This is a genomic window from Anaerocolumna sedimenticola (genome assembly GCF_009931695.1).
Classification (GTDB): Bacteria; Bacillota; Clostridia; order Lachnospirales; family Lachnospiraceae; genus Anaerocolumna; species Anaerocolumna sedimenticola.
This window is the reverse complement of sequence record NZ_CP048000.1, coordinates 4,721,767-4,737,082: the sequence shown is the minus strand read 5'-3', so window position 1 is coordinate 4,737,082 and position 15,316 is coordinate 4,721,767. Positions and strand designations below refer to the sequence as shown.

Sequence of the window (15,316 nt, the reverse complement as noted above, 5' to 3'; positions counted from 1 at the left end):
TACATTTATACATTCTAAGTAATAAGTGTACAGTATTGAAATTCTATATTTAAATTTTCAAATTATATGATATTATATAATTAAAAGAAATTTGTCGGAAGTTGGTGAGGATAACGAATGGAATTTCAATTTCTTGGCACTGCGGCTGCCACATCAGTACCGTTAGTGTTTTGTAATTGCGAGTTATGTCAACAGGCTCGAAGAAAGAAGGGTAAGGATATAAGAAAAAGGGCATCAGCCATTATAAATAATGAGATGCTGATTGATTTAGGGCCAGATTTATGTAGTCAGGCGGAAATATATGATATTGATTTGAGCAAAGTTAAATATTTACTGCAGACACATTCTCATTCAGACCATTTCGATGGTGGACACTTTATAACAAGATGGAGCGAATATGCAACTAAAAACCTAACGCATCTTGATATTATTTGTTCTTCCGGTACATGTAGCGATATGAATCATTGGATAAAAGAAAATGAACCATCTTTTGATATACATGATACCAGTTGGAAAAAAGATATGAATTATTTAAAAAGTGGAGATATAAAAGTAGTAAATGATTACGAAATAATAGCAGTAGATTCAGAACATGATAAACGAGTGGAAGCTTTAGTATATATTATCGGTCAGAACGGAAAATATATGTTTTATGGTACTGATTTGTTAAATTTATCAAGAAAGGCATGGAACATTATTCAAAATTATAAACTTGATTTAGTAGTTTTGGACCAAACCTATGGAAGAGGTTATAATCAAGGAGGACATTTAGATAGCGGACAGGTCATTCAAATTATTAATGAAATGAGAGATAGAAAGATTATTAATGAAAAATCTTATGTTTATGCTACCCACATTTCACATGAAGGAAATGACACACATGATAACATGGAGATAACTTCTAATGTGAATAAATATCATATTGCATATGACGGTTTAAAATTAGAGTTTTAAATAATTTGATTGAAATAGCTGCAAAAAATATTAATGGAAAATATTGTAATAAATGAAACCCGTTGATATAATAGTTAAGTAACTGAATATTAATTTCATTTGTAGATTATAAAAGAATTTGGTGCTGAAATTATTTAGAATTAGTGAGGTGTATATGGAAAAAGGTCATAAGATAATTCTTGATAACTATTTGGAGTTTCTAAGAGAAAACGATATCAATATTATCCTAGATGCTGGCAGTGGACGTACGAGTTTAGCAACTATTATTTAAAACTTTCCAAAAGCAACTATTGATGCTGTAATTTACCCTGGAGATTTAAGAAAGCTGAATTCAATCAATGAAATAATGTTAAAGAATCAACAAATTAATGTTATCGAGAGAGATATATGTTTAGACATTGTTAATAAGGAATATGACTTAATAATTGCTCATTTGCTATTGGGGGAGGCGACAAAATTCGGAAATTCATATGAAGTTCTTCTTGATAAAGTATGCAATATTAATAGTAGATACATAATAATTATTGATTACCTTGAAGACCCAAAGGTGAATGAAAAATCAATTCTTGAAATCTGCAACAAATACAATTGGACAATTATATATAAATCTTATTTTAAAAATGATATTCCTCAGGTGTGGAACGATTTTGTGGGTGACCACAATTTCGGATATTTAATAAAAAAGAAATAAATAAGTAGACATAACAGAATAATCTTTAATTCCAATTTACATAGTTATTTTACTTCTCCTTTTTCCCGAATTACAAATGATTTATAGAATTGAAACAATACTCGAAGAAATAATATTCGGGTAACCGTTATCATGAATAAGATAAGCACATCTTTATATAATGGGTAGTTCTACTTATCTCAATCAAATGACATAATATAAGAGAAAATATACAATGGAATAAATTGTGAAAAATGAGAGGAATACATTTATGAACAAATTTAGTGAATTCAGTTATACTAGACCTGACTATAAACAAGTAAAAGAAAATTTGTTAAAATATAGGTATAAGATATTAAACGCTACGTCCTATGAGGATATTCGCCAATCATGGCTCTCTATGAAAGAGGTTATGCAATATCTTGAGTATATAGAAGAAATTGCATTTATACGATATTTATGTGGTATGTCAGACGAGTTTTATAAAGAAGAAGTACGTATACAGAATATAGAAGACCCACAGATAGTCGTATTGCAAAATGAATGTGACAAATTGCTTTTGAATTCATCATATATAGATCATTTCCGTTTAGAGTTTGGTGACAAGATCGTAAATCATCTTAGTAATAATGTTATGCTTTCGAATACACAAACCGTTTCATTGCAAGCTGAGGAATCTCAACTTAGGTCGGAATATATGAGCTTACTTTCTGCCAAGCAAAGAACAGAAGGATTTTCCGATAAAATCTATGACATTTTAAATAAATTAATTAAAGTTCGAACTGAAATTGCAAGAACCTTGGAGTATAAAAACTATATTGAGATGGCGTACAAAATACACGGGCGTTTTGATTATGGAGAAAAAGAGATTGCCTCATTTCGTTCGCAATTACACAAATTGATTACACCTGCATGTAATGAATTAAGAAAATCAAATACGATAAAATATCCAGACACTATTATTAAGGATACCAATGAATTAATAACTGTAATAAAAGATATGTTTTCTGACCTTTCTACGGAAAGCGGATATTACATGAACTATATATTTGAGCATGAATTATTCGATATTGCAGACAGACCAAATAAGCGTCAAAATTACTTTTGCTGTTGTATGCTTCCATATATAAAGTTACCTTTCATTATCGGTAGTTTCCATGGTAATGGTTTGGAGGTAAATTCTCTTATCCATGAATTAGGTCATGGATATGCATTTTATACAGCCGCTCGTAGTCAAAAATTATATGAATATCATCGTGCAACGACCTCTGTTAATGAGATACATTCAAAAACGATGGAACACTTTGCATATCCTTATTTAGATAGGTTATTAGGTAATCAAAAGAATATTTATATCCGTAATCATTTATTTCATTCATTTGATAACCTTCCTTACAGATGTGCAATAGACGAGTTTGAACATGCTATCTACGATGACATTAATCTATCACGAACTCAGCGTTGCGAGCTATGGGCAGAAATTGAAAATAAATATATGCCTTGGAGAACGAATGATTTAGAATCAATTAAGCAAGGAACGTACTGGCCGAATCAATCACATCTTTTCACGCATCCCTTTTACTATATTGAATATAACGTTGCACAAGTGAGTGTTTTCGAATTTTACGAACGTTCAAAACACAACTGGAACCAGGCATGGAAAGACTATGCTAACTTATGTAAAACTGGGGGAAGTAAGAATTATTTAAATCTTCTAAAGGTTGGCAATTTATCAAATCCATTTTCACAAGACATCGTTACGAAAATATGTAAGCCAGTTCTCGACGAATTATTCTCACTCATGTAATACAAAATTATTCGCATATGATTATGAGCGTAGTTTGAATTTGCTTACTCATTTATAAATTTAAAAAAGACACATCTCATGTGTGCAACCATGTGAGCATATAACTAGCAGAAGACGCAAACCTTATTTATCAGTAACTGTGTGTGCGGGAAATTGTTCAAATCCCGTCTCGCACTTAATGAAAAAGTATCGCTAATCCTTATAAACCATCGGTTAGCGAATTTTTTTGCTCAAAATCATGTGCAGGATGGTACAATATCCTCTGACTTACTCATCCGGTTATAAAGCTTTATTCATATAGGTACGATTCTGGTTTACAAGCTGTTAATTTAATATTAGTAGAATCTCTATTAAAGTATAAGAAATGAATCGGAAAAATTATTTACCTGTGTCTTTTTTAAATCCCAAACTATCTTTTTCAAAAAAGATATGATAGAATATCACCGAGGTGAAAATATGTATATTTTATCAAGTGATTTTGACGGTACTTTAACACAGCATGGTACGGTATCGGGCAAGGACAAGGCTGCAATTGCAGCATGGCGGAAAGCCGGTAATCTTTTTGGAGTTAATACCGGACGTGGCTACTGCGGTATTAAGGCAGAACTAGAACGCCATCAGGTGGATTTTGATTTTCTTATATGTAACAACGGTGGTTTAATTTATGAAAATGAGGCTAAGCCGGTTGAACAGAAAACTGCAGACGGTGTGGTGCTCCCTTCGCTAGTTTCATTAATTTTGGAATCCGGAGGTTTTCATGCAGCTATCGGTCGAATAGAGATTAATAGGGAAGCCGGTTATTGGATTAGTAAAAATATGGATCGTAAATCAGGTCCTGAATTCACTCAAATTTTAATAGATGATTTAAATGAGATTACGTATTTTACGCAGCTAAGTACCCAGTATGAGAAAGAGGAGCAGGCAAATAAATGCACACAGCAAATCAATGAACTATTTGGAGACAATGTAACCGCGTTCCAAAATGGTGTTTGTATTGATATAGTTCCGGTAGGAGTTAATAAAGCTACGGGATTGCTTCGATACATGCATTTAAAGCAAGTTCCGAAAGAGAATGTGTTGGTTATCGGAGATAATTTCAATGATTTGGACATGATTCTGGAATTCAATGGATTCAGTGTTAATTCCGGAAGACCCGAAGTCATTACCAAGGCGAGAAAATCCTTTGACAGCATCGCCGGACTTATCGGGGAATATATATAAATGAATTACATGAGCGCTTCTTCAAACAGGAAAAGCGCTTTTATCGTTATACAAAAAATCACCTTTCCGTTTATAATAGAGTTGTTCAGGCTGCTATCATAATGAGAGGAAAGGTGATTTCATGGCTAACAAAAGCAACGATATGGCACATACAAAATGGATGTATAGATACCACATCGTCTTAATATATAAGTATAGACGAAAAATCATTTATAATCAACAAAAAAAGTATACGAGATATCATAAAACAGTTATGCAGTTATAAGGAAGTAGAAAACCCTCGGCTTTCTAGGACCAAGGGTTTTCAAAGTTGTATGTAGTAAGACCTGTCATAAGCCTTTCGTTAAGATAGCATTAGAGATTACTTAAGGAGTGATAATATTCCCTGATTGGATTGATTAGCCTGTGCCAGCATAGATTGTGCAGCCTGGGATAAGATATTATCCTTAGAGTAAGATACCATTTCTTTTGCCATATCCGTATCACGAATAGCAGATTCAGCCGATGATAAATTCTCACTTGTATTATCCAAATTGGATATTGTGTGCTCTAAACGGTTCTGTGCTGCTCCTAAAACAGCTCTCTGTTTCGAAATATTGTTCAATGCATCATCAATCACGGATGTAGCTGCACTTGCTTTTTCAGAAGAGGAGATATCCAATGCGAATTCTATATTTTCATTATCAGAGCCATTATTTACATTTGTAACTGTAGTATAGCTTGCAACATTTCCATCACTTGCTTTTATAGTAGTACTAGATCCGTCTCCCGATATACCAAGAGCTAACGCGCGGTTGTCTCCAATCTCGATTGTCATGGACTGGCCGGCATTTGCACCAATTTGCAGTTTTAATTCAAAATTACCTTTTGTGCTTGAGGTTGTGCTTACTTCTGGCCCCTCTGCAGAAGCATTTTTCTGTGTAAGTACGAGCTTACCATCATCGCCTACAGATGCTGTATATTTCTCACTTAATACTTTATTTTTATTAATAGCATCTTTTAGTATTTGTGTCTGCTCTGCAATTGTTTTTGCTTCTTTAAATGCAGTACCATTATCATAACCTACGTGTTCATTTTTGGATGAAACCGCAATCTGTTCACCATCAATTGTGATGCTTGCTCCGTCAGTTAGCAGATTAGCAACATCTACGGAGTAGGAGCCCATTGTATCATTGGCAGATACGATAACACCCTTTGCAGCCAGATTTTTACCAGATGCAGCCTGTTCGGTAAGAGTGACTTTAGAGCCATCAATTGTCACATCGTATTTCTTTAATACGGCATTGTTGTTAAATGCATTCTGGATATTGTTTAATTGAGAAGCAATATCGGTTCCAACATTAAATTCCCCTTTGCTGGCATCTGCATCACTTTCAACAGCAGTAAAGGTTTCGCCGCCAATCGTCAACGTTTCACCAGCCCTCATCATAGTGGTTAAATTGAATTCATAAACACCCTGCTGCGCTTTTACACCTCCGGTCATCGTTGACCAGGATGTATTAATGGAAGCACCTGTTGTACCCTCTATCCATCCGGCATTACCTGTTACGCTGATTTTACTTACATTGACTCCATCTGTTGCCAGTCCTGGATCTGCCATACTTCTAAGTGCAGTTTGAATTGCATCTGCTGAATTTTTAGAAGCAGTAGCATTAGCCAATGCAATGGTAATTGTGCCTGTAGTATCTGTTCCGGTAGCTGCTGTGTATGATACAGCAAGATTATCGTCATCAGCCTGTACTAATTTTACCTGCAGATTTTGGCCGAATTCATCCTTGATTGTCAGTGTTTCATCATTTCCATTACCTTTTGTTGTTACAGTTGAATCCAGTTTCAGTTTTCCTTCGCTGCCCGCAGCTTCCTTAATTGTAATTGTACCATCTAACGCAGCTGTTACTATGGCACCTGCTCCTAATTTGGTTTCTAATTCTTTTGCGATATCTGCAGCCTGAGTCGAAAGATCAATTTTTGTTACAGCAGTACCTAAACGGAATGTATTATCATTGTCTGCTGTGGCTGAAGCAGCGCTTGCTTCTGCAGTAAATGTATATCCTGCAATTGTAATGCTGTCGCCTGCCTCTGAAAACGCATCCTCCAGTTTAAAGCTATATACACCTGCCTTACCAGCAGTACCACCGGAAAGGTTCGCCTTTTCACTGCCGGAAGTACCTGTTACAAGAGCCTGTAAATCTGAGGATATGTCAGTGGCGCTGTTTTGGCCTTCCGGTACTTTAACTTTGATAGCAGTAATAGCTCCAGCGATTCCATTATTGGATGCCTTAGTAGTACTTGCAAGAAGTTCTCCTACCTTGGAGTTTAAATCACTAACTGTGGTAATTGAGTTAATGGTCTCTTCTGATAAGCTAATTGTTAATTTCCCATTTGTAAAATCTGCTGAATCATCAGCGCTGGCGCTGCCCTGACCCAAAGAATTCAATTCAATACTATAAGCATTACCAGCTGTACCAGTAGTTGCTGCTTCAAACACTAATCCCAGTAATTTTGTAGAAGCTTTTGCACTGGCTTCCGCTTCTGTCTTCGTTGTGATTGCGGTAGCAGATCCTGTTGTCCCAGCGGAACCGGCAGTCAATGTAGCAGTAGATGTTTCTGCCTTTTTACTTTCAATTTTCTCAAGCAGTATACTTACATTACCTATGGTATCAGCTTTTACGCCTTCCTGCAGAGTTGTGATATCGCTGGCTGAAGTTGTTGCTTTTGTAGTGTTGCCTTGTAACAGCTTCTTCGTATTGAATTCCGTCGTGTTTCCAATACGATTCAGCTCATCTGTCAGCTGATTAATTTCAAGCTGAATATTTTCTCGATCTTCATCTTTATTTGTTTCATTGGCTGCTTGAACGGAAAGCTCACGCATTCTTTGTAAGATATCCTGTGATTCGCTTAATGCACCCTCAGCAGTCTGGACCAGAGAAATACCATCCTGTGCATTAGCAGACGCCCTGTTTAATCCACGGACCTGTGCTCTCATTTTTTCAGAAATCGCTAATCCGGCTGCATCATCAGCTGCTCGATTGATTCGATATCCACTAGAAAGCTTTTCTGTTGATTTTGATAAACTTGATGTAACCTTTCCCAACATTCTGTTGGTATTCATTGCCTGCAAATTGTGTTGAATAACCATTTTTATTACCTCCGTGTAATAGTATTTTACGTTTGCATGTTTTTAGTTACTTGTCTTATGCTTTTCTTATATTGGCCAGTTTATTTAAAACATAAGATCGATGACTGATTGAATCCTTTCTTTACAGCCATTACACCAAATGGCGTTATATAATAAGCGGTGCTCCTAGGTTTACCGCTGTATTACCTGCTTTTAGATGCCTTTTCTCTCATAAGTATTCCAATAATTTCTTTTTTCGCTTCTTCCGAAATTCCATTTTCCTTGTTATAATGATTACCCTTTTTACCACCTGCGTTGCTTCTCAAAATATTCAGATTTTTAGGTGCATCAACCAAAAGATGAATATTATTACCTGATCCGCCTGAAAATACAATACGAATCGATGGTCCGATATCAATGTATTCCCCAGGCTTTAAAGTGAGTTTTAACATAGTAAGAACCTCCCTGTTTTTAACCGATTCCTTAAAATTTCGTAAATAGATACATTTTTTTACCCAGATGAGACACAATAAACATTGTGTTTCATCTGGGTAATCATTAAATACAAATATTTCGAAATACGTCATCCCGTTCATCCTGTCCAATTCCGAGATATCTTTTCGTTATCTCAAATGATGAATGATTATAAATACTCATTAAAAGTATTGGTGTAACACCTTTTTTCCATGCCTGATAACCAAAAGTTTTCCTTAATGAATGTGGACTTATGATTCCTTCTATCTGACATGCTTTTGCTGCCTTTTTTATAATTCTCCACGCTTGGGTTCGTGAAAGAGCCTGATGATTTTTTCCCTCTAAAATATAGTTATCCTGTTTTACTGATGTACTCTGATCAATTTGTCCCATATACGTTCTTAGAGCATGTAAGATACTTTCATTCATGAACACCACAGATTTTTTTTGTGTTTTTTGTTCTGTAATGATTATGTGTTCTCGAAATACCTGCTTTTCAAAGTCATAAACGTCTCCCCAGTGCAAAGACAGAATGTCTGAAATTCGCAATGCCGTATTCAGTCCAACAGTCAACAGGGTCTGATTCCTTTGATTCCTTTCTTTGCGTGTGTAATAATTCTTAAAACTATCAAGTTCTTCCTGATTCTTAATTGGTTCTGTTGTATTCATACTCTACCTCCAAAAAAATTTAATTTAAGTGTTAAGTTTTATCGGTACCCTACCGATATACAAAATGTAAAGAGATGAAACTCAATGTTTATTGTGTTTCATCTCTTTTTTTGAATTTCCGCGAATGCAACGTGAGAATTAGCAAATTTGTTTGCAATAATTCGAACGCGCAAGCGAACCGAAGAAACTCGCAAGGCGTGTTTCTTTCGGTTGGTGGAATTTTCCTGCCAATTTACATATTAGGTTGTTCATTTCGAATTTATATGACTGCCTAGGAGTTTTTTACAACCACACCAGTATATACCAATATTATTGAAAATAAATTGTCTATGTACCAAATTGCCAAGTTGCTTCTCCAGTTTCATAACTAAGAAGGCAATTGTCAAAGGTCCGGGATAGAAAAGTGAAAGTGCTCTTTGTGTAAAAACAACAAAAAACGGAATAATAAATGTGCAGTTTGACTATTTCTCACATTAATTATTTGTGTTATAATATTGTCATAATAGAAGCAAACATAATTCAAAGTAATAGTTATTGAAGTGTTTGCATTTTATTTTACCAAGAGGTTACGCGCGTAACTAGCATCAGAATACTATACCGGGTAGTAAATTTGTGATGCATACTAAGGAGGGAGAATTCATGGTAACTAGAAAAGATGTAGCTCAAAAAGCAGGGGTTTCTGAAGCTACAGTATCATATGTAATTAATAATACCAAGAGTATAACTCCTGAAGTAAGAGACAGAGTACTTAGTGTTATACAGGAACTAAATTATCGGCCAAATTTGGTTGCACGGAGTCTGGTAACAAAGCAGACGAGACATGTGGCATTGATGGTAGATAATTTAAAAAACCCTCATTATTGCGAAATACTTGAGGGAGCGCAATCAATAGCGTCGAAAGCTGGCTATATAGTATCAGTAATTTCCATCAATGTTTCAAATAAAGATGATGTTCTGGAATTAGCTGGACGAGGGGTTGATGGTATTATTCTTGCATTAGGGAGTAAGGAAAAAGATAGAAATGATTTTTCAAACCTACATATTCCTTGTGTCTGGATAGATGATAATGTCTACGTTGATTACAAGAAGGCAATCTTTGATATGGTGGAATGTCTGAAGTCAAAGGGACATAGGAACATTGGTTTCTTAAGTGGCATTCCAATTAATAATCCCGCGCATGTTCGATATAAGGATTTCATAAAAGCCCTGCAATACTTTGGACTTGAAGTAAATCATAACCTGATTGTCGATGCACAATCGGATGGGGATACTGATGAGAACGCAGGTGAATTAGCCATGAAAGAATTGCTTTTACGCAAGGAAGAATTTACGGCTGTGTTTGCAATTAATGATTTAATGGCACTTGGTGCTTCAAAAGCAATTAGGGATGCCGATTTAAAATTACCTCAGGACATTTCATTAGTGGGGTGCGACCACTTGAAAATTCTGGATAAAATCGAACCATCCCTATCTACTTTAGATGCGGGAGCCTTTCAAATTGGATGCGCATTAATGCATCAGCTTATTGCTAAGATAAAAGGTGATCCTCACTTTAAACAGAGTATCACAGCAGAATTTCTTTGTAAAGATTCAATTTACGATTTAACAAAATATGATTAGTTGCCGATAGCCCAATTTATTCAATGAATGGTTCAGATAATTGACAGGATATGTATAAGTCTGAAGCAAATACGTTGGGTGGATTCACATGATAATTAGTATATTAATAAAATAACTTTTTAGAAAACGAGGAGAAAATTATGAAAAATAGAAAACTTCTTTGTACCATATTATCAATTCTATTAGTTATAAGCAGTCTGGCTGGATGCAGTAAAAGCAATACGGAACAGACAAATAATAATACAGTAAGTGCAGAGGATGACACAAACACTGAAACAGAAGCCGAAGCAACGACTGCTCCTGAAAAAGCAGCTGACACATTAAGTGGTACCATAACAATTAATACCCAGGCTGGTGTTGGTGTAGCCGAAGCTTGGGAAGCAGTAGCAAAGGCATATATGATAAATCACCCCAATGTGCAGGTTGTTGTTGATTTAAAGCCAACCGAAGGTTATGGTGAATGGGTACAGAATATCTATAATACAGAAAACCCTACCACTGATATTGTTAATATTAACCTTGCTGGTTCTGCAGCAGTTGGTAAATCAATTAACTTCCTTGAGTATGCTGACAGTGACAGTCCTTACTCTGATGGTGTATGGACAGACCAGTTCAATTACTCTATGCAGGTTCGTGATTTAGCAAGAGGCGAATGGACTGCATTGAGTTTAGACTCAGTTCAGGTACTTTGGTTATATAATAAACAGATTTTTGAAGAAGCAGGTATTACGGAACCTCCTAAAACATGGGATGAATTGGCCGCTGCTTGCGAGAAAGTGAAAGCGGCTGGTTATCAACCAATTTCTATGCCCGGTGATTATAACAGTTTTTGGTCAGGAACGATGGGATGGTTAGCTCAGATATATGCTGATCAGACAACAAGATCTATGGTTAATGAATATCGTGCGCAGGAAGGCGATTACTGTTATGATCCAGATGTGGATGGTACCTGGTCCTATGATCCTACGGATCCTTACAATGATGACAGCTGGAAAGTTAACAGTAATGCGGTAAGAGCATTTAAAGCAGTTAAAGAAGGAAAATATGCGCCTGACTCTGTTGGCATGAAGACGGTTTGGACTAACTTTGCCAAGGTATTCCCTAAGTATGCCGGTGGAGATGCATTCTTCGGAACAAGTGAAGGTGTATCGTTGTTCTATCAGGGCAAGGCTGCCATGATGGTAGATGGGGCTTGGAGATTAGTTAACTTCAAGAATGATATGGAAAAAGTGGCTTCTGGTGAAGACGTTAAGAGCGGTGATACAGTAATTGACGGTGTTAAGAAGTTTGATCTGGGAACTTTCAATATGCCATCCATGGAAGGAGAAGGTATTGAGGCAAATGCCAGAACAATCGAGGTTGCAAATGGTTTCCTTGGAGCAATCAAGAAAGATAAAGAGCATGATGCATTAGTAGTTGATTTCTTAATGTATCTTTCTTCTAAGGAAGGCTACAGTTATTATTTAACTGCTGGTATCAATGCAGAGATGGTTCCGAATGGTCCATCACTTGTATATGGTGTTGAACTTCCAGAGGAATATCGTAGTATATTTGATAACCTATCTTTTATTGGTAACTGTCAGAAAGGCTATAGCTGTATGTTGGCGAGAGGTATGGCAGGCAGTGCAGGTGATATCACAGAATCTTATCGTGCATTTTATGATTATTCCTATAAATATTTATCAGGTAAATTAACTATTGATCAGTGGCTAGCAAAACATAAAGTAAATGTAAATACCTATTTGGATAAGGCAATGACAACATCTGGTATCAGTGAGAATGATTTAAAGAATCCACAGACTGCTCCGACAGGTCAATAGTGGTTAAATTGATCCCCTCTCTTGACAGAGAGGGGATTTTTGCGAAAAAAGGATGAAAGGAATGTAATACATTTATCATAACAATGGAAGGAGAATGTATTGTATATGAAAATTGATAAACTTTGGTCGAAGCTTACAGCATTATTTCTTATAATATTGGTGGCCTGTTTTATCTTATATCTGTATTCCGGTCAAAATTCAAATATTTTAAACGAATCGAATATTAAAACCGGATTGCAGAACAATTGCCTTGCATACGATCAAGATCAGAAAATAATGATTGTCGGTACCTATAATAATATGCTTAAGACATTTGATAAACAAGATAATCTATTATGGGAACTGGAAGCAAAAGGTCCTTTCTGCCAAATGGTTGTTAACGAACAGAAACGTATTGTTTATGCAGGGAATGAAGACAATAATATATATATTGTTAATCTGGATACAGGTGAATTAATTAATACAATCAATGTTCAGCGAAGGGTCTATGGGATTGATGTAACAGAAGATGGCAGCGAAATGCTAATATCTGCCGGTGTCAGCACGAATAAACATAATATTCTTATTTATTCTTATGATGGCGAACAGGTGAAAAATCTCCAATACAAGACAAGAATACAGGGTGTATCTTATACTGCAGGGGATGAGAATATCATCTTCATTAATAACAGGGGAGAGATAATCAAGATAAACAAAAATGGCGATGAGCTTGCAAAGCTGGCGACTAAATATGAACTGGTAAGTCTTTCGAAAGCTGCAAACAAAGAAATCTATGCAGCACTTTGCGGGGATGGTTCCTATGTTGTATTTGATGATAATTTACAGCTTTTAAGACAGGGAAAGATTAATACTATGATCCAGGTTACAAGCAGCGTCATCGGTATTGATACTGATGGAAACAATGTTGCAGTGGGAACAGAAGAAGGATATCTATACATACTCAATAACAAGGACCAGCAGGTATTCACCCAAAGACTTTCAAAAAGTATTACCGGAATTATGTCTACGGGTGACAGTATGTATATCACCGGTCTGGGTGACTTCATCATGCGTATTTCTACAGGTTCCTTAAATAATATCAGTCTACTGGTTACCTGCAAAAAAGTATCTATGGTTGTCGGCATTGCTGCCCTTATTTTTTCACTTATCAGCTTTCTTATGGCAATACCAAAAGCAAACAGGTGTATCTGCAGGTTTGGTAAAACACTGGTAAAGTACAGAACAGCTTACATATTGCTGTTTCCAACCTTTTTACTTCTACTTTTCTTTAATTATATTCCGGTAGGAACAGCTGTTGGTGGTGCTTTTACGAATTGGTCGAAGGATTTTAATACATGGTCAGAGCTTAAGTTTGTTGGCCTGGAGAATTTTAAATTAATGATATCAGAAGGTTATTTCATAATTGGTGTCAGTAATTTAATTCTGATGACTATTTGTGGACTTATTAAAGTATTAACAGTACCACTTCTGGTTGCATGGCTGGTATATTCACTCAAATCACCGAAAGCAAAATATGGCTTCCGCTTTTTGTTTGTATTGCCCATGGTGGTTCCGGGTGTTGTATCAACCTTGATGTGGCAGCAAATATATAATCCAACGATTGGCATGCTCAATCAGGTATTAAAAACAGTAGGTCTTGAAAATTTACAGCATGTCTGGTTAGGAGATCCAAAGACAGCTATATGGGCAATTATTTTCATGGGTTTTCCGTTCATTAATGCTCTTGCTTTCCTGGTTTATTATGCAGGTTTTATAAATATCGATGCTTCTTTATACGAAGCAGCAAAAGTTGATGGAGCAACCAGAGGTAAGATTTTCTTCCAGGTCCAGCTTCCGATGATCAGTGGTGAAATCTTCATGATGGTTATTCTTACCTTTATCGGAGTAGTACAGGATTATACTTCCATCTATATTCTGACCGGAGGAGGACCGGGAACAAGCACTTATGTACCAGGTTTGGAATTATACTTTAATGCTACTAAATTCGGCCGTTATGGATACGCATGCGCACTGGGGCTTGTAATGTTTATTGTTATTATGTCAGGAACACTTTTAAACATGCGTGTTAAGTCAAAAAGAGATTAAGGAGGGATAATGACTGTGAAAAAAGTGCTATCAAAAAAGAATTTAAGAGAAGTATCATTTCAATCCGTGATTGTTTTGATTGCGGTTGTATTACTATTACTTGCATTTATCCCTATCATTTTGATGTTTATTCTCTCTTTGAAATCAAATGTACAGATTTATGGAAATTTTTGGTCGCTTCCTCATCCTATTCAATGGAGTAATTATAACAAAGCGATTGGTATGTTAATTCCAAATATGATAAATACAATAATAGTGGTTACGATTGCTACCGTACTAACCGTACTTTTATCTGCTAATGCAGGATATGTATTTGCAAAGTTGGAATTTCCAGGTAAGAATTTTCTGTTTATGGCAATTATATCGTTAATGATGGTTCCTGGAGTATTAACACTAACATCACAATATTCATTAATGCAGACATATAAAATCTATAATACCTGGCTTGCATTAATATTACCTTGGATTTCTGGCGGACAGGTATTTGGTATTATCCTTTGTCGCACCTTTATGACGGGGTTACCGACTGAGGTATTTGAATCGGCTCGTATGGACGGCTGCAATGAATTTAAGGCATTATTCAAAATAGCAATACCTTTGGCTAAGCCTATTTTAGCAACCGTTGCCATTATGAAGATGATTGACTATTATAATGATTTCATTTGGCCGCTCATGGTAATTGAATCTAATTCAAAACAGGTGATTACTGTTGCAATCAGAGTGTTTCAGTCTGCAACAGGTTCAATTGATCTGGGGTCTATGATTGCTGGCTTTGTATTTGCAACGATTCCAATGCTTCTTCTTTTTATTTGTACATCAAGACTATATATAGAAGGAATTACCGCCGGTGCAGTAAAGGGTTGATTTATCCCAGGCAA

At 35.8% G+C, this 15,316-nt stretch carries 11 protein-coding genes and 2 pseudogenes; 9 read left to right on the top strand and 4 right to left on the bottom strand.

Translation table 11 applies throughout. The features are described from left to right. The first annotated feature begins 117 nt into the window (after positions 1 to 117). From Ana3638_RS21160 to Ana3638_RS25450, 5 genes and pseudogenes are all read left to right on the top strand, one after another. On the top strand, positions 118 to 954 hold the full coding sequence (locus tag Ana3638_RS21160) for an MBL fold metallo-hydrolase (RefSeq protein WP_161839808.1): 837 nt from the start codon (positions 118 to 120) through the stop codon (positions 952 to 954). A 346-nt stretch (positions 955 to 1,300) separates the two neighbouring features. After that, positions 1,301 to 1,645, top strand: a complete 345-nt coding sequence (locus Ana3638_RS21155) for a hypothetical protein (protein ID WP_161839807.1) — start codon at positions 1,301 to 1,303, stop codon at positions 1,643 to 1,645. 250 nt (positions 1,646 to 1,895) lie between these two features. After that, a complete protein-coding gene (locus Ana3638_RS21150; protein ID WP_161839806.1) occupies positions 1,896 to 3,431 on the top strand; it encodes a M3 family metallopeptidase in 1,536 nt (511 codons plus the stop codon). 456 nt (positions 3,432 to 3,887) lie between these two features. Beyond that, entirely contained in the window at positions 3,888 to 4,652 is a 765-nt protein-coding gene (locus tag Ana3638_RS21145) for an HAD-IIB family hydrolase (RefSeq protein WP_161839805.1), read from the top strand. Positions 4,653 to 4,773: 121 nt separating this feature from the next. Then, positions 4,774 to 4,927: pseudogene (locus Ana3638_RS25450) on the top strand (transposase); the annotation flags it as partial. A gap of 86 nt (positions 4,928 to 5,013) precedes the next feature. Here Ana3638_RS25450 and Ana3638_RS26960 read toward each other — a convergent pair. The 4 genes and pseudogenes from Ana3638_RS26960 to Ana3638_RS21125 form a co-directional block, all read right to left on the bottom strand. Next, positions 5,014 to 5,469: a flagellin gene (locus tag Ana3638_RS26960; RefSeq protein ID WP_246241201.1), complete on the bottom strand. Its 456-nt coding sequence runs from the start codon at positions 5,467 to 5,469 to the stop codon at positions 5,014 to 5,016. A gap of 1,907 nt (positions 5,470 to 7,376) precedes the next feature. Then, a pseudogene (locus Ana3638_RS26955) lies at positions 7,377 to 7,791 on the bottom strand (flagellin N-terminal helical domain-containing protein); the annotation flags it as partial. Between the two features lie 182 nt (positions 7,792 to 7,973). Continuing rightward, positions 7,974 to 8,222 carry a carbon storage regulator gene (locus Ana3638_RS21130; RefSeq protein ID WP_161839804.1) on the bottom strand — a complete coding sequence of 83 codons (249 nt, stop codon included), beginning with the start codon at positions 8,220 to 8,222 and terminating at the stop codon, positions 7,974 to 7,976. A 106-nt stretch (positions 8,223 to 8,328) separates the two neighbouring features. Continuing rightward, complete coding sequence (locus Ana3638_RS21125; RefSeq protein WP_161839803.1) at positions 8,329 to 8,913, bottom strand: tyrosine-type recombinase/integrase; 585 nt, start codon at positions 8,911 to 8,913, stop codon at positions 8,329 to 8,331. Positions 8,914 to 9,552: 639 nt separating this feature from the next. Between Ana3638_RS21125 and Ana3638_RS21120 the strand changes: the two genes are divergently transcribed. From Ana3638_RS21120 to Ana3638_RS21105, 4 genes are all read left to right on the top strand, one after another. Then, complete coding sequence (locus Ana3638_RS21120) at positions 9,553 to 10,533, top strand: LacI family DNA-binding transcriptional regulator (RefSeq protein ID WP_161839802.1); 981 nt, start codon at positions 9,553 to 9,555, stop codon at positions 10,531 to 10,533. 140 nt (positions 10,534 to 10,673) lie between these two features. Beyond that, positions 10,674 to 12,353, top strand: a complete 1,680-nt coding sequence (locus tag Ana3638_RS21115; protein ID WP_161839801.1) for an ABC transporter substrate-binding protein — start codon at positions 10,674 to 10,676, stop codon at positions 12,351 to 12,353. A gap of 105 nt (positions 12,354 to 12,458) precedes the next feature. Continuing rightward, entirely contained in the window at positions 12,459 to 14,438 is a 1,980-nt protein-coding gene (locus Ana3638_RS21110) for an ABC transporter permease subunit (protein WP_161839800.1), read from the top strand. Between the two features lie 9 nt (positions 14,439 to 14,447). Then, complete coding sequence (locus Ana3638_RS21105; protein WP_161839799.1) at positions 14,448 to 15,302, top strand: carbohydrate ABC transporter permease; 855 nt, start codon at positions 14,448 to 14,450, stop codon at positions 15,300 to 15,302. Positions 15,303 to 15,316 lie beyond the last annotated feature (14 nt).

Excerpts from the sequence above, each read along its gene's own strand:
- Ana3638_RS21115 (WP_161839801.1), top strand. The coding sequence starts at position 10,674 with ATGAAAAATAGAAAACTTCTTTGTACCATATTATCAATTCTATTAGTT.
- Ana3638_RS21110 (WP_161839800.1), top strand. The coding sequence starts at position 12,459 with ATGAAAATTGATAAACTTTGGTCGAAGCTTACAGCATTATTTCTTATA.
- Ana3638_RS21120 (WP_161839802.1), top strand. The coding sequence starts at position 9,553 with ATGGTAACTAGAAAAGATGTAGCTCAAAAAGCAGGGGTTTCTGAAGCT.
- Ana3638_RS21150 (WP_161839806.1), top strand. The coding sequence starts at position 1,896 with ATGAACAAATTTAGTGAATTCAGTTATACTAGACCTGACTATAAACAA.
- Ana3638_RS21160 (WP_161839808.1), top strand. The coding sequence starts at position 118 with ATGGAATTTCAATTTCTTGGCACTGCGGCTGCCACATCAGTACCGTTA.
- Ana3638_RS26960 (WP_246241201.1), bottom strand. The coding sequence starts at position 5,469 with ATGACAATCGAGATTGGAGACAACCGCGCGTTAGCTCTTGGTATATCG.
- Ana3638_RS21145 (WP_161839805.1), top strand. The coding sequence starts at position 3,888 with ATGTATATTTTATCAAGTGATTTTGACGGTACTTTAACACAGCATGGT.
- Ana3638_RS21155 (WP_161839807.1), top strand. The coding sequence starts at position 1,301 with ATGTTAAAGAATCAACAAATTAATGTTATCGAGAGAGATATATGTTTA.
- Ana3638_RS21125 (WP_161839803.1), bottom strand. The coding sequence starts at position 8,913 with ATGAATACAACAGAACCAATTAAGAATCAGGAAGAACTTGATAGTTTT.
- Ana3638_RS21105 (WP_161839799.1), top strand. The coding sequence starts at position 14,448 with ATGACTGTGAAAAAAGTGCTATCAAAAAAGAATTTAAGAGAAGTATCA.
- Ana3638_RS21130 (WP_161839804.1), bottom strand. The coding sequence starts at position 8,222 with ATGTTAAAACTCACTTTAAAGCCTGGGGAATACATTGATATCGGACCA.